Origin of the sequence: Gemmata algarum, assembly GCF_034097035.1 — a bacterium.
In the GTDB taxonomy this organism is placed as follows: Bacteria; Planctomycetota; Planctomycetia; order Gemmatales; family Gemmataceae; genus Gemmata; species Gemmata algarum.
In genome coordinates this window covers 1-21,084 of sequence record NZ_JAXBLV010000001.1, presented here as the reverse complement: position 1 = coordinate 21,084, position 21,084 = coordinate 1, and the positions used below count along the sequence as shown (strand labels likewise).

14 protein-coding genes are annotated in these 21,084 nt (G+C 65.2%); 13 read left to right on the top strand and 1 reads right to left on the bottom strand.

Annotated features, from left to right (window positions below):
• The first annotated feature begins 5 nt into the window (after window positions 1–5).
• The 3 genes from R5W23_RS00070 (at window position 6) to R5W23_RS00060 (ending at window position 7,029) form a co-directional block, all read left to right on the top strand.
• Window positions 6–2,348 (top strand): DUF1553 domain-containing protein, encoded by a 2,343-nt coding sequence (locus R5W23_RS00070; protein ID WP_320684554.1) that lies wholly within the window; start codon window positions 6–8, stop codon window positions 2,346–2,348.
• A 42-nt stretch (window positions 2,349–2,390) separates the two neighbouring features.
• Window positions 2,391–3,839 (top strand): DUF1501 domain-containing protein, encoded by a 1,449-nt coding sequence (locus R5W23_RS00065; protein ID WP_320684553.1) that lies wholly within the window; start codon window positions 2,391–2,393, stop codon window positions 3,837–3,839.
• Between the two features lie 85 nt (window positions 3,840–3,924).
• Window positions 3,925–7,029 carry a c-type cytochrome gene (locus R5W23_RS00060; protein WP_320684552.1) on the top strand — a complete coding sequence of 1,035 codons (3,105 nt, stop codon included), beginning with the start codon at window positions 3,925–3,927 and terminating at the stop codon, window positions 7,027–7,029.
• Window positions 7,030–7,048: 19 nt separating this feature from the next.
• Here R5W23_RS00060 and R5W23_RS00055 read toward each other — a convergent pair whose 3' ends face one another.
• Window positions 7,049–7,597: a DUF1415 domain-containing protein gene (locus R5W23_RS00055; protein WP_320684551.1), complete on the bottom strand. Its 549-nt coding sequence runs from the start codon at window positions 7,595–7,597 to the stop codon at window positions 7,049–7,051.
• 296 nt (window positions 7,598–7,893) lie between these two features.
• Between R5W23_RS00055 and R5W23_RS00050 the strand changes: the two genes are divergently transcribed.
• The 10 genes from R5W23_RS00050 to R5W23_RS00005 all read left to right on the top strand — a co-directional run.
• Window positions 7,894–9,765, top strand: coding sequence for a TIGR03960 family B12-binding radical SAM protein (locus R5W23_RS00050; RefSeq protein ID WP_320684550.1), 1,872 nt, complete (start codon window positions 7,894–7,896; stop codon window positions 9,763–9,765).
• A gap of 122 nt (window positions 9,766–9,887) precedes the next feature.
• Window positions 9,888–10,250 carry a hypothetical protein gene (locus R5W23_RS00045; RefSeq protein WP_320684549.1) on the top strand — a complete coding sequence of 121 codons (363 nt, stop codon included), beginning with the start codon at window positions 9,888–9,890 and terminating at the stop codon, window positions 10,248–10,250.
• Window positions 10,251–10,268: 18 nt separating this feature from the next.
• Entirely contained in the window at window positions 10,269–10,637 is a 369-nt protein-coding gene (locus R5W23_RS00040; protein WP_320684548.1) for a hypothetical protein, read from the top strand.
• A 209-nt stretch (window positions 10,638–10,846) separates the two neighbouring features.
• Window positions 10,847–11,875, top strand: coding sequence for a UDP-3-O-(3-hydroxymyristoyl)glucosamine N-acyltransferase (gene lpxD, locus R5W23_RS00035; RefSeq protein WP_261186129.1), 1,029 nt, complete (start codon window positions 10,847–10,849; stop codon window positions 11,873–11,875).
• Window position 11,876: 1 nt separating this feature from the next.
• Window positions 11,877–12,773 carry an LpxI family protein gene (locus tag R5W23_RS00030; protein ID WP_261186130.1) on the top strand — a complete coding sequence of 299 codons (897 nt, stop codon included), beginning with the start codon at window positions 11,877–11,879 and terminating at the stop codon, window positions 12,771–12,773.
• A 181-nt stretch (window positions 12,774–12,954) separates the two neighbouring features.
• Complete coding sequence (locus R5W23_RS00025; protein WP_320684547.1) at window positions 12,955–14,451, top strand: hypothetical protein; 1,497 nt, start codon at window positions 12,955–12,957, stop codon at window positions 14,449–14,451.
• Window positions 14,452–14,984: 533 nt separating this feature from the next.
• Entirely contained in the window at window positions 14,985–16,169 is a 1,185-nt protein-coding gene (locus tag R5W23_RS00020; RefSeq protein ID WP_320684546.1) for a serine/threonine-protein kinase, read from the top strand.
• 51 nt (window positions 16,170–16,220) lie between these two features.
• Window positions 16,221–17,195, top strand: coding sequence for a DMT family transporter (locus R5W23_RS00015; RefSeq protein ID WP_320684545.1), 975 nt, complete (start codon window positions 16,221–16,223; stop codon window positions 17,193–17,195).
• Between the two features lie 128 nt (window positions 17,196–17,323).
• Complete coding sequence (locus tag R5W23_RS00010; protein WP_320684544.1) at window positions 17,324–18,547, top strand: hypothetical protein; 1,224 nt, start codon at window positions 17,324–17,326, stop codon at window positions 18,545–18,547.
• Window positions 18,544–21,084 (top strand): neutral/alkaline non-lysosomal ceramidase N-terminal domain-containing protein (locus R5W23_RS00005; protein ID WP_320684543.1); only part of this gene is annotated, 2,541 nt, incomplete at its 3' end. The genes R5W23_RS00010 and R5W23_RS00005, both read left to right, overlap by 4 nt.

The window sequence follows — 21,084 nt, the reverse complement described above, 5'->3', positions numbered from 1 at the left end:
CAACCGTGCGTTTCCTCACCGGCCGCTTCGGACTCGCGCTCGTGGCGGGCGCGCTCTTCGCTCACCCGGCCCAGGCGCAACCGCTGCCTGCAAAGATCGATTACAACCGCGACGTGCGGCCGATCCTGTCGAACAACTGCTTTCAGTGCCACGGCCCGGACGAAAAGACCCGCAAGGCCCGGTTGCGTCTCGACACCAAGGACGGCGCGCATGAGACCTCGATCGTCGTCGGCAAACCGGACTCCAGTGAGTTAATCGCGCGCTTGCTGGCAACTCCCGACGACGCGAGTGTGATGCCGCCCGCGAAAACGGGTAAGAAGTTGACCGATCGTGAAATAGGGGTGCTCAAGCAGTGGATTAAGGAGGGCGCGAACTACGCACCTCACTGGGCGTACATGACTCCGGTACGGCCCGAAGTGCCGAAAACCAAGTTCCCTACGGCCAACCCCGTCGACGCGTTCCTGTTCGCCCGGCTCGAAGTCGAGAAGCTCGAACCCGCGGGGCGGGCCGATAAGTACGCACTCGCTCGTCGCGCCGCTCTCGACCTGACGGGCCTGCCGCCTACGCCCGACGAACTCGACGTGTTTCTGAAAGACGACACCGTGGGGGCGTACGAGAGGCTGGTGGAGAAGCTGCTGGCCAAACCCGCGTTTGGCGAGCACTGGGCGCGGATGTGGCTCGACCTGGCGCGCTACGCCGACAGCGCCGGGTACGCCGACGACCCGCTGCGCACGATCTGGAAGTACCGCGACTACGTCATTCAGAGCTTCAACGCGAACAAGCCGCTGGACCAGTTCACGGTCGAGCAGCTTGCAGGGGACCTGCTGCCGAATCCCACTCCTGAGCAACTCATCGCGACGGCATTCCACCGCAACACGATGACCAACAGCGAGGGCGGGACCAACGACGAGGAGTTCCGCAACGTCGCGGTGGTGGACCGCGTCAACACTACGTACATGGTGTGGATGGGCACCTCGATGGGGTGCGCTCAATGCCACACGCACAAGTACGACCCGTTCAGCCAGACCGAGTATTTCCGCTCGTTCGCGTTCTTCAACAACACCGCCGACGCCGACCGGGCGGACGAGAGCCCAGTGCTGCCGTTCTGGGCCGACGGGGTGCTGGCGAAGAGGACCGCGGTCGAAAAGCAGGTCGCAGAGCTCGAGGTGGCGCTAAAGGGCAAAAAGCCCGAGGAGCTCAAGGCACAGCGCGACGCGCTCGCCGCGCTCAAGAAGGAACTTGCGACCCTCAGACCCGAAAGTACGGTGCCGGTACTCAAGGAACTGTCCGGTAACCAGAGGCGGAAAACGCGGCTCCAGTTTCGCGGCAACTTCCTGGACCTCGGCGACGAGGTGACCGAGGGCACACCCGCGGCCATGCATCCTTACCCGAAAGGCGCTCCGAAGGACCGCCTGGGGTTCGCAAATTGGCTCATCGGGGCTGAGAACCCGCTGACCGCGCGGGTGATGGCCAACCGCTTCTGGGAGCAGATCTTCGGTACGGGGATCGTCCGCACCACGGAAGAATTTGGGGCTCAGGGCGAGCTCCCGAGCCACCCCGAGTTGCTCGACTGGCTCGCCACCGAGCTGGTGGCACAGAGGTGGGATCTGAAGAAGTTTCTGAAGTTGCTGGTGACCTCCGCCGCGTACCAGCAGTCCTCGAAGGTGACCGGCGCGCTGTACGAGCGTGACCCCGACAACCGGCTCCTCGCGCGGGGACCCCGGGTCCGGCTCACGGCCGAGATGGTGCGCGATCAAGCGCTGTCCGCGGCCGGGCTGCTGAGCCCGAAAATGCTGGGGCCGTCGGTACGACCACAGCAGCCGAACCTGGGCGTGAGTGCCGCGTTCGGCGGGTCCATCGACTGGCAAACCAGCGCGGGCGAAGACAAGTACCGCCGAGGCGTTTACACCCAGTGGCGGCGTTCCAATCCGTACCCGTCGCTCTCAACGTTCGACGCCCCGAACCGCGACACGTGCGTGGTGCGCCGCGCGCGGACCAACACGCCGCTCCAGGCGCTGGTGACCATGAACGACCCGGTGTACGTCGAAGCGGCTCAGGCGCTCGCCCGCCGGGTGATCGAGCAGGGCGGAAAGACAGACGCGGAGAGGGTGGCGTTCGCGTTCCGGGCGTGCCTCGTGCGCCCGCCGTCCGACGCCGAGGCTGCCCGCCTGGTGAAGCTGTACGACGAAGCAAAATTGAAGTTCTCCAAACAGCCGGCGAAAGCGGTGCAATTCGCGACCAACCCGCTCGGCCCGCTCCCGAAGGGCGCCGAGCCGAGTGGGGCGGCGGCTTGGACCGTCGTCGCGAACGTGATTATGAACCTCGACGAGATGCTATTGAAGCGCTGACCCGCGCCGCCCACCGCCGCAACACACTCCGAGGGTCGATTCATGCACCCCCGCGCCGAGCGCTTGCTCCACCAAACGCGCCGCAACTTCCTTCACACCTCATCATTGGGGTTGGGCGGGCTAGCCCTCTCTTCGCTCCTTCACGACGGCCGCGCGGAAGGACCGAAGGTCGAGAACCCACTCGCACCGAAGAAGCCCCACGTTGCGGCTTCGGCGAAGCGGGTGATCTACCTCCACATGTCGGGCGCGCCCCCGCACCTGGATTTGCTCGATTACAAGCCCGCCCTCCAGAAACACGACGGCCAAGATTGTCCCGACGAGTACCTCAAGGGCAAGCGGTTCGCGTTCACCAGCGGCGTGCCCAAGCTGCTCGGCACGCGGCAGCCGTTCAAGCAGCACGGCCAGGCCGGCATCTGGATGTCCGACGCGATCAAGCCGCTGCACGCGGTCGCGGACGACGTGACCGTCATCCGGTCGATGAAGACCGACGAGTTCAACCACGCGCCCGCCGAGTTGCTGCTGTACACGGGGTTTGCGCGGCAGGGGCGCCCCAGTCTGGGGGCCTGGACCTGCTACGGCCTCGGGAGCGAGAGCGCGAACCTGCCGGGGTTCGTGGTGCTGATCTCGAGCGGGGTGCAGCCGAGCGGCGGGCAAGGGTGTTGGGGCAGCGGGTTCCTGCCGAGCGTGTTCCAGGGGGTGCAGTGCCGCAGCAAGGGCGAACCGGTGCTGTACCTGAGCGACCCGCCCGGCCTCGACCGCGACATGCGCCGGCTCGGCCTCGACGCGATGCGGGATCTTAACGAACTCCAGGAGGCGGAACTCGGTCACCCGGAGACGCGAACTCGCATCTCACAATACGAACTCGCGTTCCGGATGCAGCTCTCGGCCAGCGAGGTGATGGACATCTCGAAGGAGTCGCAAAAGGTGCTCGACGCCTACGGCGCTAAGCCCGGGGCCGGCAGCTTCGCGAACAACTGTCTGCTCGCCCGCCGGCTCGTCGAACAGGGCGTGCGCTACGTGCAGCTCTTCGACTGGGGGTGGGACTTCCACGGCACCAATCCGAATGAGGACATCCGGGACGGGTTGACCAAGAAGGGCACCGTGACGGCCCAAGCCGTTGCCGCACTCATTTCCGACCTGAAGAGCCGGGACCTGTTGAAAGACACGCTGGTGGTGTGGGGCGGTGAGTTCGGCCGCACGCCGTTCCGCGAGGGCCGGACCGCCGGCGGGAAGGTGCTCGGCCGGGACCACTACCCGGACGCGTTCTCGCTGATGCTCGCCGGGGGCGGAATCAAGGCCGGCCACACCCACGGAGAGAGTGACGACCTCGGGTTCAAGGTCGCGCGGGACGAGGTCCACATTCACGACCTGCAAGCCACCGTCATGCACTGCCTCGGGTTCGACCATACCCGGTTGACTTACCGTTTCCAGGGACGCGACTACCGCCTCACCGACGTTCACGGCAAAGTGGTGAAGGGCGTTCTCGCGTGACCGCCGGTGGCGTGTGAGCCGCCGAACAAAGCCGCGTGCTGTTGAGCCATAAGGCCCGGCTGTACTTTTTTTCGAGATTCTATTCATGCGAACAGCGACGCTCACTCTCCTCGCGTTCGGCGCTGCGGCGCTCGCCCGCGCCGATGAGCCGTTTGTGCAGAAGCCCGTTGTCGCCCGAGCAATCGAACGGGGCGAGGTGCCGAAACCGCCGCCGATCGATGTCGCGGCGACCGACTGGGCCAAGGTGTTCGGCGGCGGCCCGGCGCCGCTCTGGATTTGGGGCGCGACACCGACCAAGAATTACACATTGCGTACCGAGTTCGCGGCGTCCAACGTGAAGGCCGCGCGCGTGAAGGCCTCGGCCGATAATCACGTCGTCTTGTTCCTGAACGGGACTCAGGTTGCTGCTTCGGACGAGTGGCAGGAGCCCGCCGAGGCCGACGTAACGAAACTCTTGAAGGAGAAGAACGAACTGGTCGCCGAGGTCCGCAACGCCGGTGGTGTGGCCGGGTTCGTTCTGAAACTGGCCGTCACTGACGACAAGGGCAACACGAAGTACGTCGTCAGCGACGAAACCTGGCTCGCGACTGAGAAGAAAGGGGCCACGGCCGCGAAGGCCAAGAAGATCGGTACCTACGGGGATCAGCCGTGGGGTAAAGTGTTCGACAACGCGGTCACGCAATCCGCATCGAAGGTGCCCGCCAACACATTTGTTGCGTTGCCCGGCTTCAAAGTCGAGAAGCTGTTCACAGTACCCCCGAAGCAACTCGGCTCGTGGGTCTGCCTTACTGCCGATGACAAGGGCCGGCTCATCGCCAGCGACCAAGGCGGGCTGGGGCTGGTTCGCATCACGCCCGGCAAGATCGGCACTGACGAAGAGACGAAGGTCGAGAAGATCCCCGCCAAGGTCACCGGGGCGCAGGGGCTCCTGTGGCACAAGAACATTCTGTACGTGGTCTGCAACGGCGGGCCGGGAAGTGGCTTGTACCGTGTGTCGTCGTCCAAAGGCGACGACACCCTCGATAAGGTCGAAAAGCTAAAAGCGCTTTCGGGCGGCGGTGAGCACGGCCCGCACGCCATCCGGCTCGCACCGGATGGTAACTCGCTCTACGTTATTTGCGGGAACCACACGCAGCCGCCCGAAAAGTTCGATCATAGCCGCTTGCCGAAGAACTGGAGCGAGGACCACATCCTGCCGCGGCAGTGGGATGCGAACGGTCACGCCCGCGGTATTCTGGCCCCGGGTGGGTACGTCGCCAAAACCGATCTAGGCGGCAACACCTGGGAAATCTTTACCGCCGGTTACCGCAACCCGTATGACTTCGCGTTCAACGCTGACGGCGAGATGTTCGTGTACGACGCGGATATGGAGTGGGACTTGGGGATGCCGTGGTATCGCCCGACGCGGGTGAACCACGCCACCAGTGGGAGCGAACTCGGCTGGCGTTCTGGTACCGGGAAGTGGCCCGCCTATTATGTCGATTCGCTCCCGGCGATGACGGACATCGGTCCGGGCTCGCCGGTCGGCGTCGAGTTCGGGTACGGGGCGAAGTTCCCGGCCAAATACCAGAAGGCGCTGTTCATCTGCGACTGGACGTTCGGCACTATGTACGCGATCCACACCGAACCGACCGGGGCGACCTACAAGGGTGTCAAGGAAGAGTTCCTGAGCCGCACGCCGCTACCGCTGACCGACGTGGTCATCAACCAAGCCGACGGGGCGATGTACTTCACGATCGGCGGGCGCGGGACGCAGAGTGAACTGTTCCGCGTGACGTACACCGGTTCCGAGCCGACCGCGCCGGTCGAGACCAGATTGGGCGAAACGCCCGAACGCAAGTTGCTGAAACAGGCCGAAGAGTATCACAAGCCGGCGGCGGACCCGGCGAAGGCGGCTGAGTTCCTGATCCCGCTGCTCGGTCACAAGGATCGGTTCGTCCGGTACGCGGCGCGCGTCGGGCTCGAGCACCAGCCGGTCAAAGGGTGGCAGGACCGGGCGCTCGCTCTCACCCAGCCGGACGCCCTAATCGCGGCCGTCGTCGCTTTGGCCCACCAGGGTGACACGTCCCTTCAGCCCAAACTGCTGGCCGGTTTAGACGCGCTGTGGACGCAGAAGTTGAACGAGCCGCAGGTGCTCGACGCGCTCCGGGCGTACCAGCTCGTGTTCCTGCGCACCGGCGCGCCGAGCGACGCCGTCGCGAACGCGGTCGGGCAGAAGCTCGAAGGGCTGTTCCCCGGCCCGACGGACGCCGTCAACCGCGAGCTGGCCCAACTGCTCGTGTACCTCAAGCACCCCAAGATTGTCGAGTGGCTGTGCGCGGAGCTCAAGAAGCCGTCGAGGCCGCTGACCCAGGAAGGGCTGGACGAACTGATCCTTCGTAACCGCGGGTACGGTGGCACCGTGGCGAACCTGATGAAGAACTCGGCCGACCAGCAGAAGCTGTGGTACCTGTTCACCCTCCGGAACGCGACCGCCGGTTGGAGCATCGACCGCTGGAAAACGTACTACGGGTTCCTGGCCGAGGCGCGCACCAAGAACGGCGGGGCGAGCTACCAGGGGTTCTTAACCAACATCGAAAAGGATGCGTTCGCGAACGCCGGCGACGCCAACCGGCTGGCGATCGAAGCTGCGAACCTGCGTCCGGCGTACAAGGTGCCGGTTCTGCCCAAGCCCGTCGGCCCGGGCCGGGCGTGGACCACGGCCGAACTCGTCGGCCTGGAACAGAAGCTCAAGAGCGGACGCAACTTCAAGAACGGCGAGCGCTCGTTCGCGGCGGCCCGGTGTGTGGTGTGCCACCGGTTCGGCGGCGACGGCGGGGCTACCGGGCCGGACCTGTCCCAGGCGGCGGGGCGGTTCGGGCTGAAGGACATGGCCGAGGCGATCGTCGAGCCCAGTAAGGTGATTTCGGACCAGTACAAGGCGTCAGTGATTCGCACCGGCGACGAGCAGACCATCACGGGTAAGATCGTCAGCGATGTGGGTGGTAAACTCGTGATCGTTACCAATCCGGAAGATTCCAGCAAGGTCATCGAGCTGAAGCGCGAAGATGTCGCAGAAGTGCGGCCGTCCAACGTCTCGTTGATGCCCGAGAAGCTCCTCAACGACCTGAACGAAAACGAGGTGTTGGACCTGCTCGCGTACATGCTGAGCCGTGGCGACCCGGGCCACACGATGTTTAAGAAGAAGTAGCTCGTCTGGCGACCGCGCCTCAACCAGGAGCGCGGTTCACGAGCGCGAGCAACTTGGCGCGCCCCAACTTGCGAATCGTCTCGATGTTGCGCTTCGGAATGTCGAGCAGCTTTTCTGGGTCGTCGTTCACGCGGCTGATGCTCTCCTCGCGCAGCAGGTGCAGCATCGGGAACGGCGACCGGTTCGTATAGTTTTCTACGTCGTCGGGGCGGGTGCCCGCGAACTGGTACTGCGGGTGAAAACTGGCGATCTGGATGACCCCTTCAAGCCCCAACTCGGCGACTAGCTCGTCCGCTCCGGCCACAAAGTCGTTGTAATCGAAGAAGTCCGCGAGCGCGTTCGGGTGAATGAGGAACGCGGTCTCGATCACTTCTGCCGGAGCCGTCGCGAGCGAGTGGAGTTGCTCTGTCAGGGCTGCCGCCAGTGCCGCGGTATCAGCCGCGTCCGTGACGGAGTAGCGGATCAGTCCACCGTCGAACACCCGGCGCGCGAACGGGCAGAGGTTCAGGCCGATCACCACCTCGCGAATCCACCGCTGGGTGGCCTCGATCACCGCGTCCGGGTCCATTTTCGCTCTCCCAAGGTCGTTTCACTCCTGTCCGGTGTTAGCGTAGGGGTGCTGCGTCGTGCCGGTGCGGGTTTAGCTCGGTGGCTCCGGCTACGCGGACGATGGCGCGTCGCCCGTGCGGGGGCTGTGCTTCACCACACGGGGGCCGGCTCTTCCCACGCTGCCGCACAGATTCGGAGGTAAACGCTCGCCGTGACTCGACAACCAAAAGCCCGAGACCTTCGTTCGGGGCTTTCGCGCGACTCGCTGCTATAATCGCAAGGCCCACTGCCGACGACAGGTCGAGAGACGTTGCCATGACGAATACCGCCCTCCGCGACGCCGTGATGCGGGTGCTGCCGCGCGTGAAGACACCGGCCCAGTACACCGGCGGCGAGCTCCACTCGGTGCCGAAGGACCACCGGCAGGTGCGCGGCAAACTGTGCCTGTGCTTCCCGGACGCGTACACGCTCGGGATGAGTCACCACGGGTTCCAGGTGCTCTACACGATCATGAACAACGATCCGCAGTGGGCGTGCGAGCGCGCGTTCGCCCCGTGGATGGACTTCGAGGCCGAACTGCGCCGCAACCGGCTCCCCTTGTACGGGCTGGAGACGTTCACGCCGCTGTCCGGGTTCGACGTGGTCGGGTTCAGCCTCCAGTACGAGGTGTGCTACTCGAACCTGCTGAACATGATCGACCTCGGTGGCATCCCGCACTTCGCGACCGAGCGGCTGGTGAGCGACCCGCTCGTGATCGCCGGCGGCCCCGGGGCGCAGAACCCGGAACTGCTCGCGCCGTTCGTGGACCTCTTCGTCATCGGCGACGGCGAGGAGTCGCTGCCGTGGGTGATGGAAAAGTGGATGGCACTCAAGGAGGTCGCGGTCCGCGAGGGGGACTTCTCGCACAAGCGCCGGCTCGACATGCTTGCGGAACTCGTGGGCAGCACGAAGTGGGCCTACGCCCCGTGCTTCTACGAGTTCGATTACCACGCCGATGGCACCATCGCCGCCGTGAACCGCACCCGCTCGGACGTGCCGGTCCAGATCGAAAGTTGCACCATCTCGCAAGACCTCGACGACATCCCGCTGCCGACGAAGCCGGTCGTGTCGTTCGTGCAGACCCCACACGACCGCATCGCGATCGAGATCATGCGCGGGTGCCCGTGGCAGTGCCGGTTCTGCCAGTCCACCGTCATCAAGCGGCCCCTCCGGGTGCGCTCGGTCGAGACCATCGTGCAGGCGGCGCTGGAGAGCTACCGCAACACCGGGATGAACGAGATCAGCCTGCTGTCGCTCTCGTCGAGCGACTACCCTCACTTCGAGGAGCTGGTGAAGCGGATGCACGAGGTGTTCGCGCCGCTGGGTGTGAACGTGTCGCTGCCGAGCCTGCGCGTGAACCACCAACTCCGGTCGGTCCCGCAGCTGATGAAGGGCTGGCGGCGCGCGGGTATGACGCTGGCGCCCGAGGTGGCCCGCGACGACATGCGCACGCAGATCCGTAAGCCCATCAAGAACGATGACCTCATCGAAGGCTGCCGGGAGGCGTTCAAGGAGGGCATGTCGCACGTGAAGCTCTACTTCCTGTGCGGGCTGCCCGGTGAGCGCGCCGCGGACCTGGACGGAATTGTGGACCTGGCCGAGGCGATCAGCGAGGTCGGCAAGCAGGCGACCGGCCGGTACAAGGAGGTCACCGCGAGCGTTTCAAACTTCATCCCGAAGCCGCACACGCCGTACCAGTGGAACGGGATGCAGGCTCGCGATTACTTCATCCGGGCGGGCGATTACATGCACCGCCGCAAGCGGAACAAGTTCGTGCGGATCAAACAGCACGACATCGAGACGAGCCTGCTGGAGGGCATTCTCACCCGCGGTGACCGGCGCGTGTCGATGGGGCTGTACGAGGCGTGGAAGCGCGGCGCCCGGTTCGACGGCTGGAAGGAGTGCTTCCAGCCGGAGCTGTGGTGGAGTTCGTTCCGCGACCTCGGCATCGATGTGGACTTCTACCGCTCGCGCCAGCGGCCGGTGTCCGAGAAGCTGCCGTGGGACCACGTTAACGTGAAAAAGGGCCGTGCGTACCTGGAGAAGGAGCAGGAGCGCAGCGTCATCCAGCTTCGGGTGATGGCCGAGGCCGTGAGCGGCACCGACGGAGCGGGCGAGGCGTGCGGTCCGACCGGGTGCGGGGGATGAGTGTGAAGTTGGTTTGAATCCCCAGTTGGCGTGCGCTTTTTACTTGCGTGCGGGGGTTCGACTTCTCCATATTGATGTTGTGTTGGCTGTATCACCCGCCCGTGTTCCCGCCAGAGGCCCACATGTTCTACGCCCGTTCGTTCGCCCTGTTTACTGCGCTCGCCGTTCTGTCCGGAAGCGGACTCGTTGGTCAGGACGCCAAGAAGGACGAGAAGAAGACCGAAGCCCCGAAGAAACTCGACAAAGCGGACGAGCCGGCCGCGAAGGCGAAAGGCGTTCTGCCGGCAAACTGGAAGCGGCTGGGGCTGAGCGATTCTCAAGTGCAGGATGTTTACAAGGTTCAAGGGAAATACAACAGCGAGATCGATAAGTTGGAAGCGAAGATCAAGGAAATTAAGGCGGCGCGCGACAAAGACCTCAAAGCGCTCCTGACCCCCGATCAAAAGAAGCGGCTCGAAGACATCCAGACGGGTAAGGACAAATAAGCAGGTTACACGATGGGTATGGATCGCATCGTTCGGTTTCACGCCGGTCAAGTTCCGGCGTGGGACGCTATTAAATCGCAACTTCATCGAGTCGGTGAGCCGGGAACGATCCGCATGATCGATGGCCTGCCCGCGTTCCCCGACGAAACTCCGGAACCGGACTGGGAGGAGTTGCGCGTCGCCGCCGGCGGGGCCATGGTTACGCTCCGCCGCGAGGTCGATTCGCTTACCTGTGTCGTTTGGGGTAACGCGGACGAGGCGCTCGTTGCTTCATGGAACAGGTTCCTTTGGGCCTGTGCTGCCGCTGGAGACGGGGCCGTTATGACGAACGCCGGTGCAGTTTCGGCATCCACGTTCGCACAACTCGCAGAGATCCGTCCCGCATAACCGGCGCATCCAGGCGTGCCCGCGCCGATTTCCCCTCTCCCCGACCGCTTCCGTCTGTCGTGAGATGTGCTGGCACGTCGATAGTGGGAAGCAAGGTCAGTTCCGAGACGCGCAGACGGTTGGGCTTGTCCCAACCGTCCCGGTTCGCTAACTTCCGCGAACTCCGGGCGGCTGCACCCCTCGCCTAGCCGGAAGAAGGGATTCCCACCGTGAACGTCACCGTCAGACAACTCGCCGAGTGGGTCCGAGGAGAAGTTCTCGGCGACCCCGAACTGGCCATAACGAACGCCCGGACGTTGTCCGAGGCCGAGCCCGGGGACATTACGTTCGTCGAGAGCGAGAGGAACCTGCATGCCTGGCACAACAGCCGGGCGTCCGCCGCCGTCGTGCCCGCGTCCGTGCCGGTTAACGGGCGCCCGGTGATCCGCGTTGCCGACCCGCTGATGGCCTTCGCGGACATTGTGCGCCACCTCCGAGCGCGACCGGAAGAGACCCCTCGCGACATCTCGCCGGGGGCACACGTTCACCCAACGGCCAAGCTCGCTCCAGGGGTCTCGGTCGGACCGCTGGCCGTGATCGGCGAAGGGTCCGAACTGGGCGAGAACTGTACAGTCCACGCCGGCGCCATAATCGGTCGGTTTTGCAAGATCGGGCGCGACGCGATCATCTACCCGCACGTCGTGCTCTACGACGACTGTGTGCTCGGCGATCGGGTCATTCTGCACGCCGGCGCGGTAATCGGGGCGGACGGGTTCGGCTACCGCACCGCGAACGGGAAGCACCACAAGGTTCCACAACTCGGCTGGGTGGAGCTCGAAGACGACGTGGAGATCGGGGCCAACTCGACCGTCGACCGCGGCACGTTCGCGCCGACGCGGATCGGCGCCGGGACCAAGATCGACAACCTCGTGATGGTCGGGCACAACTGCCAGATCGGTAAGCACAACCTGTATTGCAGCCAGTCCGGGGTTGCGGGGTCGTGCGTCACCGGCGACTACGTGGTCCTTGCGGGCCAAGCCGGTATTGCGGACCACGTGACCATCGGAGACCGCGCGATGGTGGGGGCGCAAGCGGGCGTACCGGCGGACCTGCCGGGCGACCTGCACTACCTCGGCACGCCGGCGATGCCGGTGAAGGAAATGGCGCGGGTGTTCGCGAGCCTCCGTCGGCTGCCGGAGTTGCGTGAGGAACTGCGGCAACTCAAGAAACGCCTCGATGCCGCAGAGGGGGCCGGTTGAGATGAGCTCCGGGATTGTTCCGTTCGGTTCGGGAGGGACAGCACCGTTCGACCCGCGTGAGCCGGTGGGGCTACTCGCGTGTGCCGGAAGGTTCCCGGTGGTGTTCGCGGAAAAGGCCCGCGAATGTGGCATCCCGGTGGTGTGCGTCGGCGCGGTCGGGCTGGCCGATCCCGTTCTGCGAGAGCTTTGTACCGAATTCGTTTGGCTCCATCGCATGTCCATCGGCAGCGTGTGTCGCGCCTTCCGGCGCGGCGGGGCGCGGCGCTGGACAATGGCCGGCAAGTTCGAGAAGAAGATCCTCTTCCGGCCGTGGCGCTGGCTCCACTACATCCCGGACTGGAAGATGCTCCGGTTCTGGTTCCTGCGCCGGCGCAAAGCGAACAACGACGACTCGCTCCTGCTCGGGCTCATCGACGAGTTCCGGGCCGAAGGGCTGGAGTGCGTCTCGGCCCTGGACCTGTGCCCGGAGTTGCTCGTGCCCGAAGGCGTTCTCACCAAGCGGCAGCCGACCAAGAGCGAGCAGCGCGACATCGCGTTCGGCTGGGAGCTGGCACGCGAGATGGGCCGGCTCGATGTCGGCCAGAGCGTAATGGTCCGCGAACGTGCCGTCTTGGCGGTCGAGGCCATCGAGGGCACCGACATGGCCATCCGCCGCGCCGGCGAACTGTGTTCGCGGGGCGGGTTCGTGGTTGTGAAGCTCGCCAAGCCCGAGCAGGACAAACGGTTCGATGTGCCCACCGTCGGCACCCAGACCATCGAAACGATGCACCGGGCCGGTGCGACGGCACTCGCCATCGAAGCCGGCCGGACCATCGTCATCGACCAAGAGGCGACCGTCGCCCTGGCCGAGAAGTACGGCATCACGATCACCAGCCTCGTCGCGCCTGTGAACGAGTGAGTTCACTTCGGGAGGGCGGGCGCCCGAATATTCCGGCCGCTCCCGCCCGAACGCAGTTCCCTTTCGCCCGTCCTCGCGGCTATAACTGAAGGACGCCCGTTGAGCCGCGGCACAGCGTTCGTGCGTCCGGCCCCGAGACGGGCGTTTTTGCCGCGGCATCTGGGCACGAGTCTGTACGCGCATGGGTTCCATGTCCTTTCTGCTGCCGGGTTCGCTCTCGGCCGCCGCCGCCGCGGGTCTCGGGGAGGCGTGCGTCGCCGGCGCCGGCTTTCATGACCAGACGCCCGGTCCCACCGTCGTCTCGCTGGCCGACGGGGTCCTCACGCTGTCACGAGACGAGGACGAGAGCGGGTACCTCATCGTGCCCTGGCCGGTGACGCCGTTCGGTACCCTCGCGGTTATCAGCAGCACCTTACGGGAACGCGCCGAGCCGTATCGGCTGGTCGTCGAGTTGGCCCGTGGCAAGGTGAACCAGGTGCGGACGCTGGCCGCCGAATGGCACGACATCGGCCTCCATACGACTCCCGAGTTCGATCGTGGCGTGGTCGAGGTCGGCCGGCAGTTCGGTCGCGCCTTGCTCGCGCCGACCCCTGAAGAGTCCGACGCGCTGGCGACGCGCGTGTTGGAGCACGCGCACGCGCTGGCGGATCGGTTGACAAGGGACTACACTCGGCAGATGCTCGCGACGCGCGAGAAGGCCGAGGGTCGGTTGGACACGCGACTCGCCGCTCGGCACCTGTGCGCCCCACAACGGGCCGCCGCGGCCGAGTACGGGCGCGCGTTCAACGCCGCCGCCGTCGGGCTCCGCTGGCGCGACATCGAGGCGGCCGAGGCCCAGTACGATTGGACCGAAACCGACTCCGCCGTCGCGAGCGCGCGGGCTATGGGGTTGCCCGTGACGCTCGGTCCGGTCATCGACCTCGGGCCGGGCATGATGCCGCCTTGGGCCGCGGGATGGGCTGCGGACCTGCCGACGCTCGCGGCGTGTATGTGCGACTTCCTGGAAACCGCACTCAACCGGTACAAAGGGGACGTGCGCCGCTGGGTCGTGTGCGCCGGATTTAACCAGGGCGAGGGGCTCGGGCTCAGTGACGACGACCGGTTGCGGCTGGCGTACCGCCTGTTCGAGGCCGCGGCTCAAGTCGATTCCGGACTGGAACTCGTCCTCAGCGTGGCCCAGCCTTGGGGCGAGTACCGGGCCAGCGGGGCGCGGACCATTTCACCGATCGCGTTCCCCGATGATCTGCTTCGCGCGGGGGTGCGGCTGTCGGGGCTGGAACTCGAGATCCGCCCCGGGGTGCGGCCGCGCGGGGGGCTGCCCCGCGACCTGCTCGATACCGCGCGCCTGCTCGACGTGTTCGGGGTGCTCGGATTGCCCTTAGAGGTGCTCCTTAGTGCCCCAGCCGGCGAGGGACCGGACCGGCGGGCGGCGGACCAGCAACAGACCGCGTGGGCCTCGATCGGGCCGACCCCGGAAGGACAGGCCGAATGGGGTGCGTCGTTCGCGGCTTTGGCGCTTTGTTGGCCACAGGTCCGAAGCGTCACCTGGGACCACTGGTTTGACGCGGAACCGCACCTCGTACCGCACGGCGGTTTGCTCGATCCGACTGGGCGCCCGCGTCCCCTATTGGCCCGGCTCCGAGCGCTCCGCAACGCGCACCTTACTCCTGAGGTGTGACGGCGCCGAGCTTGTGTATTCTGCCCCATTTACGCCAACACTTCGCGCATTCACGGGGAACTCATCCCACCCAGGCGCTGAATTCAACTATAACGGGTGATGAAGGCACACCGCCTGTTTGACGTTATCGGGCATCACTCGCGATCCGACCGCAGACATTTATTGTGCTACCAAACCGACACCCACGTGGGGTTTTTCTCGATTGTGCTCGGGGAACCCTTGCCGGACCGTGATCGTAAGGGTTGGAGGTGCCACAAATCGGTTCCACAGGCGTAAAGTCGAGAAAGCGCGACGATTGGGGCCGGTTCGGGGCAAATAACTTGCGGGCGACTCGCGAACCAACGCTGACGGTTCCAAATCCGTTAGCGGTGAAAGCGAACGACATCGAAGACGTGTAAGTGACTGCGGACATTGACTACTCGGCCGCCCGGTGGGATGAGTGGTTCGCAGCGAGTTCGGCCGCGCGCAAGGGGTTCTTCCGGGCGGGAGTCGGTCGGAAGTTTAGGTTGCTTCGGGTACCAGGAGGTGCGCCGATGACGGAGGGTGACGCGAACGTGCCTGCGGCACTGCGGTCCGTAGCGGGGTACCGGTTGCTCCGCCAGATCGGGCAGGGCGGCATGAGCGCCGTGTACCACAGCTACGATGTCGTCACCGACCGACCGGTCGCGGTCAAACTCTTGGCCGATCACCTGGCCGGGCAACCCGAGTTCGTCGGCCGGTTCTACCGCGAGGCCCGGTTGAGCCGCGTCCTCGAACACCCCGCCATCGTGCAAGGGTACGCATCCGGTTTCGATCCCGAGGTCAGCAAGCACTACTTGGTTCTGGAGTACATCGACGGTCCCACCGCGCACGGCGCGCTGCTGCGTCTCGGCCGGCTCCCTGTGGGAATGGTCGTTCGTATCGGCCTCGACATCGCGCACGCCCTGGCCTTTCTGCACGAACGCCAGTACGTCCACCGGGATGTGAAACCGGACAACATTCTGCTCCACCCGGGCGGGGGGGCGAAACTCGCCGACCTGGGGCTTGCGAAGCGGCTCAACGACGATTCGCAACTCACCGCCGTGCATCAGGGCGTGGGGACGACATATTACATGCCCTACGAGCAAGCGGTAAATGCGAATTTAGTGGACGGGCGCAGCGACATTTTTGCACTCGGTGCGACGCTCTACCACCTGTTGACGGGCGAGGTGCCGTTCTCCGGTGCGACGCACGACGAGGTCATTCGCGAGAAGGCGCACGGCTCGTTTCGTCCGGTGCGCGCGCTGGCGCCGGGCACGCCGGCCACCGTAGCGAACTTGGTCGATTCGATGCTCGCGTGTGACCCCCGGGCTCGGGTCCAGCGCGCCGATGACCTCGTCCGCGCGCTTGGGGCGACCGGCTTGGCCACAACGCTGCCGCCGTTCGCGGACGGAGATGTTCAACCGTCCGGTGACATTCAGTCGCTGGAGATGCAAACTCGGGCGGACCACCCGCCGCCCCACCCGAGCCCCACCGACGCGGACGAGGGCGACGCCCCAGAGCCGCCGTTAACGTCTGTTCCGCGGCCGAAGCTGAGCCTCTGGCCGTGGGTGGTCGGAGGGGGGGCGGTGCTGCTCGCGGTGCTGACCGGGTCTACGCGGTTCGGGTTGGGCCGGGCGGTTGGTCCACCGCCGCTGTACCGCGTTGCGCAGGCCGATTCGGTGCCCGCGTGTGGCCGTTGCGACGCGCCCGGCCAATAATCTCTTTCTCGACCGCGTCACTCCGGTGCGGCCGTCTCAACCGCGCTCGGAATGACGCCTGAACCCCTCACTTACACCCGTGCACGCGGGCTGCTGATTCTTGCTGCGGTGCTATGGAGCAGTGGTAGCGTGTTCATGCGCCTTCTGAGCGAGCCGCTCGGCTTGGGGCTGGACACACCACTTCTTACTCCGCTCCAGGTCGCGTTCTACCGCGGCCTGTTCGGCGGCGTGATTGTGTTGGCGCTGGTGGCCCGTTCCGAAATGACGTTCCGGCCGCGCATGGCCCTGATGATGGTCGTGTTCACGGTCATGAGCGGTTTGTACCTGTCGGCCCTGGGACGGGGGCCGGCCGCAAACGCGATCTTCCTGCAAAACACCGCCCCACTGTGGGTGTACGTGTTTGCGGTGCTTTTTCTGCATGAACCGGCGAGCCGACGTGGCTGGGAGACGGTACTGCTCGGGGCCGCGGGCGCGGTGGTAATCGTGGCCGGAAACTGGCCGCGCGACCTCCCACCAGCGCAACAGCGCACGCAAACGCTCATTTTGCTGATGGGGCTCGGCAGCGGGATCACCTACGCGGTTGTGGTTCTGTTTCTGCGCACGCTGCGGGAGCACTCGTCGGCGTGGCTGGTCGCACTCAATTTGCTCGGCACCGCAGTCACCTTGGGAGCGTTCGTGCTCCTGAACGACGGACCGGCCGCCTTCGGGGCGTGGGTGACGGCCCCGACCGCGCGTCAGGTGGGAGTGCTCGTCGTCTTCGGCGCGGTCCAGATGGCGCTTCCGTACTGGTTGTTCACACGCAGTTTGCGTGCGGTTCCTCCGCAAGAAGCGGCCATCATCACGCTCCTCGAACCGTTACTCAACCCGGTGTGGGCGTACCTGATTACGCCCGAAAAGGACACCCCGAACCTCTGGATGTTCGCCGGCGGTGGGCTGATCTTGCTCGCGCTGGTGTGGCAGTACCTGCCGCGCCGGGCACCCGCCGCCAAGAGCACGCAGATGGTGGCAGACAAGCCACTCGAGTGATGGCATAATGTGGGTCCGTTTTCACCCACCCCACCCGGTGCTCTATGCCGGCACTCCACCTCGCGACATTCTCTTGCGATGTCACCCCCCCCGAAGGTCACCCGCTGTGCGGCGGTTGGATCGAGCCGGTGCGCGGCGTCGACGACCCTCTGAAAGCGCTCGGCGTTGTGCTGCTCGGTGTGGGCAAGCCGGTGGTGCTCTGCGCGGTCGACTGGACTGGCCTGCGCAACGAAGCGTTTCGAACTTGGCGGAGGGCGCTCGCGGACGCCGCGCACACCACGCCGGAACACGTTTCGCTCCACTGCGTTCACCCGCACAACGCGCCGTTCGCCGACACAGGGGCAGAAAAGCTGATCGCCGCGGCGAAGGCCCCCACCTCGCTGGACCTGAAGTTCTTCGACCGGTGCGTGACTGCGTCAGCAGAAGCGCTGACCGCTTCGCTCGTAAAGGCCGTGCGGTTTACACACGTCGGGACTGGCCTCGCGGAGGTAAAAGAGGTCGCGTCGAATCGCCGCGTTCTGGGTGACGACGGCAACGTCAAATTTACACGCACCAGCGCGACGAAGAGCAAGGAGGCTCGAGAGGCACCGGAGGGGCTGATCGATCCGAAACTGCGAACGCTCAGCTTTTGGGACGGGGACAGGCCGCTCGCGGGGCTGCACTTTTACGCTTGCCACCCCATGAGTTACTACGGCGACGGGCGGGTGAGCGCGGACTTCTGTGGGCTCGCGCGGCAGAAGCTTCAGGACGAAACGAAGGTGTTCCAGGTGTACTTCAACGGGTGCGGCGGGAACGTGACGGCCGGGAAGTACAACGACGGCTCCAAAGAAAACCGGGTCGTTCTTCGCGACCGCGTCCACACCGCAATGGTGTCGGCATGGAAGGCGACCCGCACCACGCCCGTAACGGAGTTGCGGTGGCGGTTCGAGGCCGTGACGCTGCCGGCGCGCAAAGAGGCGTCGTTCGGAGAAGCGGAAAGCACCAAGGTACTGAACGACCCAAAGGCGGCAGCCGCCAAGCGCAACAACGCGGCGTTTCAACTCGCTTGGCTCGCACGCAAGGACGTGCCCATTGAAGTCAGTTGCCTGAGTTTCGGCGGGGCGATTCAAACGCTGTTTCTGCCGGGTGAGGCGTTCGTCGAGTACCAAATCGCTGCGCAGAAGCTCCGCCCTGACGCGGTGGTCAATGTCGCCGCCTACGGGGACGACGGGCCGGGTTACATCCCCACGGCAAAAGCGTACCTCGAAGGCGGATACGAGCCGACCGTCGCTCTGTCCGGCCCAGGTTCGGAAGAAATGCTCCTAGCTGCCATCCGGAAGCTGCTGAAGGTAGAAGGGAAGGGGAAGGAATGAAAACGCTGCTGGCGCTCGCACTCACATTCACCCTCGCGGTTCCGCTGGCGGCGGACGACAAGCCGCAGTTTAAGGCCGGGGTGGCGGTGACGGATATTACGCCGCGCGAGCCGATTTGGATGGCGGGCTACGCCGCTCGCACCAAGCCGGCCGAGGGCCAGATACATGCCCTCCACGCAAAAGCCCTCTGTCTCGAAGACGCGGCCGGTAAGCGGCTCGTGCTCGTCACGACGGATCTGATCGGCATCCCGCGGTCCTTGGGAGCCGCGGTCGCCGCGGACGCCGAGAAGCGGTTCGGCGTCAGGCGCGAGGAACTCGTCCTCAGCGCGTCGCACACCCACTGTGGGCCGGTGGTTCGTGAGAACCTGATCGACATGTACCCGCTTACGAAAGAAGAAAGCAGAAAGATCGAGGCGTACACCGATGAACTGAAACTCCGGTTGGTCGATCTCATCGGATCGGCGATCGAGAACCGCCGGCCGGCGGTGCTCAAGTACGGCGCGGGCAAGGCGACCTTCGCGGCGAACCGACGCGAGCCGACGGAGAAGGGCGTCATCAACGGGCGCAACCCTGCCGGGCCGGTCGACCACACGGTCCCGGTGCTGGTCGCCGAGGGGACGGACGGTGCGCCGCTCGCGGTGGTGTTCGGGTACGCCTGTCACAACACCACACTGAGCTTCAACAAGTGGTGCGGCGACTATGCCGGGTTCGCACAACTTGCGGTCGAGAAGGCGTTCCCCGGTGCCAAGGGGATGTTCTGGACCGGGTGCGGTGCCGACGCCAACCCGCTCCCGCGCGGGAAGATCGAGCAATGTGAGCAGTACGGTAAAGAGCTTGCCGAGGCGGTCACCGCGGCCGTTAAGGGCGCGAAGCCGATTCAGGGGAGGTTCGCAGCGAAATACGAGCAGATCACGCTCAAGTTCGATTCGGTACCCACAAAAGCCCAGTTAGGCGCTGACGCTTTGAGCAAAACGTTAGCCGCGCAGAAGCGTGCCGAGCGGCTGCTCAAAGAACTCGAAGCGACTGGGAAGATTGCCGACACCTACCCCCACTACCCAGTGCAGGCGTGGGCACTCGGCGATCAGGTGCTCTGGGTGGCGCTCGGTGGTGAGGTCGTGGTGGACTACGTGCTGAGGCTCAAAAAGGATGTCCCCACGAGCCGCGCGCTGTGGGTCATGGGCTACGCCAACGACGTGATGTCCTACATCCCCAGCGCCCGCGTGCTCAAAGAAGGAGGGTACGAAGCGGATTCGTCCCAGATTTACTACGGGATGCCCGGGAAGTGGAGCCCGACGATTGAAGACGCTATCGTCAACAAGGTCAAGGACCTGGCGGCCGTGGTCGGTGAGCTTCCGAAGCCGCCCGGCCCTCTCACTCCCAAGGAAGAACTCGCCACTTTCAAACTCCCCGACGGGATCAAGGCCGAATTAGTTGCTGCGGAGCCCGCTGTCGTGGACCCCGTCGCGATGGCCTTCGACGAGAAGGGGCGGCTCTACGTCTGCGAGATGCGCGGTTATCCGAACGGCGGTGTTGGGACCGGGAGCGAAACACGGGGCAAAATCAAATGCCTTGTCGATAAGGACGGGGACGGGGTTTTCGAGACGGTGACGACGTTCGCGGAGGGCTTGCGGTTCCCTATGGGCGTGCAGCCCTACAAGCGCGGCCTACTCGTGGCCGTCGCTCCGGACCTGTTGTACCTCGAAGACACGGACGGTGACGGCAAGGCGGACAAAACGACCGTCCTCTACACCGGCTTCTACCTTGCGAACATTCAGCAGATGTTGAACAGCCTTCAGTGGGGGCTCGACAACTGGGTGTACGGTATTTGTGGCAGCGACGGCGGCATCGTGAAGTCCGGGCAGAGGGCGGACGCCCCGGCGGTCAATCTCCGCAACCGCGGCCTGCGGTTCAAGCCCGACGTGCCGGCGAGCCTCGAACCGACCAGCTCCGGCGGCCAGTACGGGCTGAGCGCCGACGACTATCAGCGCTGGTTCACCGCGACGAACAGCCAGCACCTGCGACAAATCGTGCTCCCCGATCATTACCTGAAGCGCAACCCGGCCCTGGCGGTCTCCGCGGTGACGCTCGACATCCCCGAGCACGGGGCCGCCGCGAAGGTGTTCCGCATCAGCCCGTTCGAACCGTGGCGGGTCGAACGTACCACCCGACGCGCGGGGGGCGCGGACGCGAAACGCTTCCCTTCGACGGAACTGGTCCCCGGGGGCTACATCACCTCCGGCTGTAGTCCCCTCATTTACACCGCCGACCTGCTTCCGAACGAGTATCGCGGCAACAACTTCGTCTGTGACCCGGCGAACAACCTTGTTCACCGCGAGTTGCTGAGGGAGAACGGCGCGGCGTACAAGGCCGTGCGCGCCTACGAGGATCGCGAGTTCTTGGCGTCCACGGACAACTGGTTCCGCCCGGTGCAGTTGAGCGTCGGGCCGGACGGCGCGATGTACGTACTCGACTTCTACCGAGAGGCCATCGAAACGCCGCTCTCGCTGCCGGACGACATCAAGAAACAATTGAACCTG

Excerpts from the sequence above, each read along its gene's own strand:
- R5W23_RS00030 (WP_261186130.1), top strand. The coding sequence starts at position 11,877 with ATGAGCTCCGGGATTGTTCCGTTCGGTTCGGGAGGGACAGCACCGTTC.
- R5W23_RS00050 (WP_320684550.1), top strand. The coding sequence starts at position 7,894 with ATGACGAATACCGCCCTCCGCGACGCCGTGATGCGGGTGCTGCCGCGC.
- R5W23_RS00045 (WP_320684549.1), top strand. The coding sequence starts at position 9,888 with ATGTTCTACGCCCGTTCGTTCGCCCTGTTTACTGCGCTCGCCGTTCTG.
- R5W23_RS00020 (WP_320684546.1), top strand. The coding sequence starts at position 14,985 with ATGACGGAGGGTGACGCGAACGTGCCTGCGGCACTGCGGTCCGTAGCG.
- R5W23_RS00065 (WP_320684553.1), top strand. The coding sequence starts at position 2,391 with ATGCACCCCCGCGCCGAGCGCTTGCTCCACCAAACGCGCCGCAACTTC.
- R5W23_RS00040 (WP_320684548.1), top strand. The coding sequence starts at position 10,269 with ATGGATCGCATCGTTCGGTTTCACGCCGGTCAAGTTCCGGCGTGGGAC.
- R5W23_RS00060 (WP_320684552.1), top strand. The coding sequence starts at position 3,925 with ATGCGAACAGCGACGCTCACTCTCCTCGCGTTCGGCGCTGCGGCGCTC.
- R5W23_RS00015 (WP_320684545.1), top strand. The coding sequence starts at position 16,221 with ATGACGCCTGAACCCCTCACTTACACCCGTGCACGCGGGCTGCTGATT.
- R5W23_RS00025 (WP_320684547.1), top strand. The coding sequence starts at position 12,955 with ATGGGTTCCATGTCCTTTCTGCTGCCGGGTTCGCTCTCGGCCGCCGCC.
- R5W23_RS00055 (WP_320684551.1), bottom strand. The coding sequence starts at position 7,597 with ATGGACCCGGACGCGGTGATCGAGGCCACCCAGCGGTGGATTCGCGAG.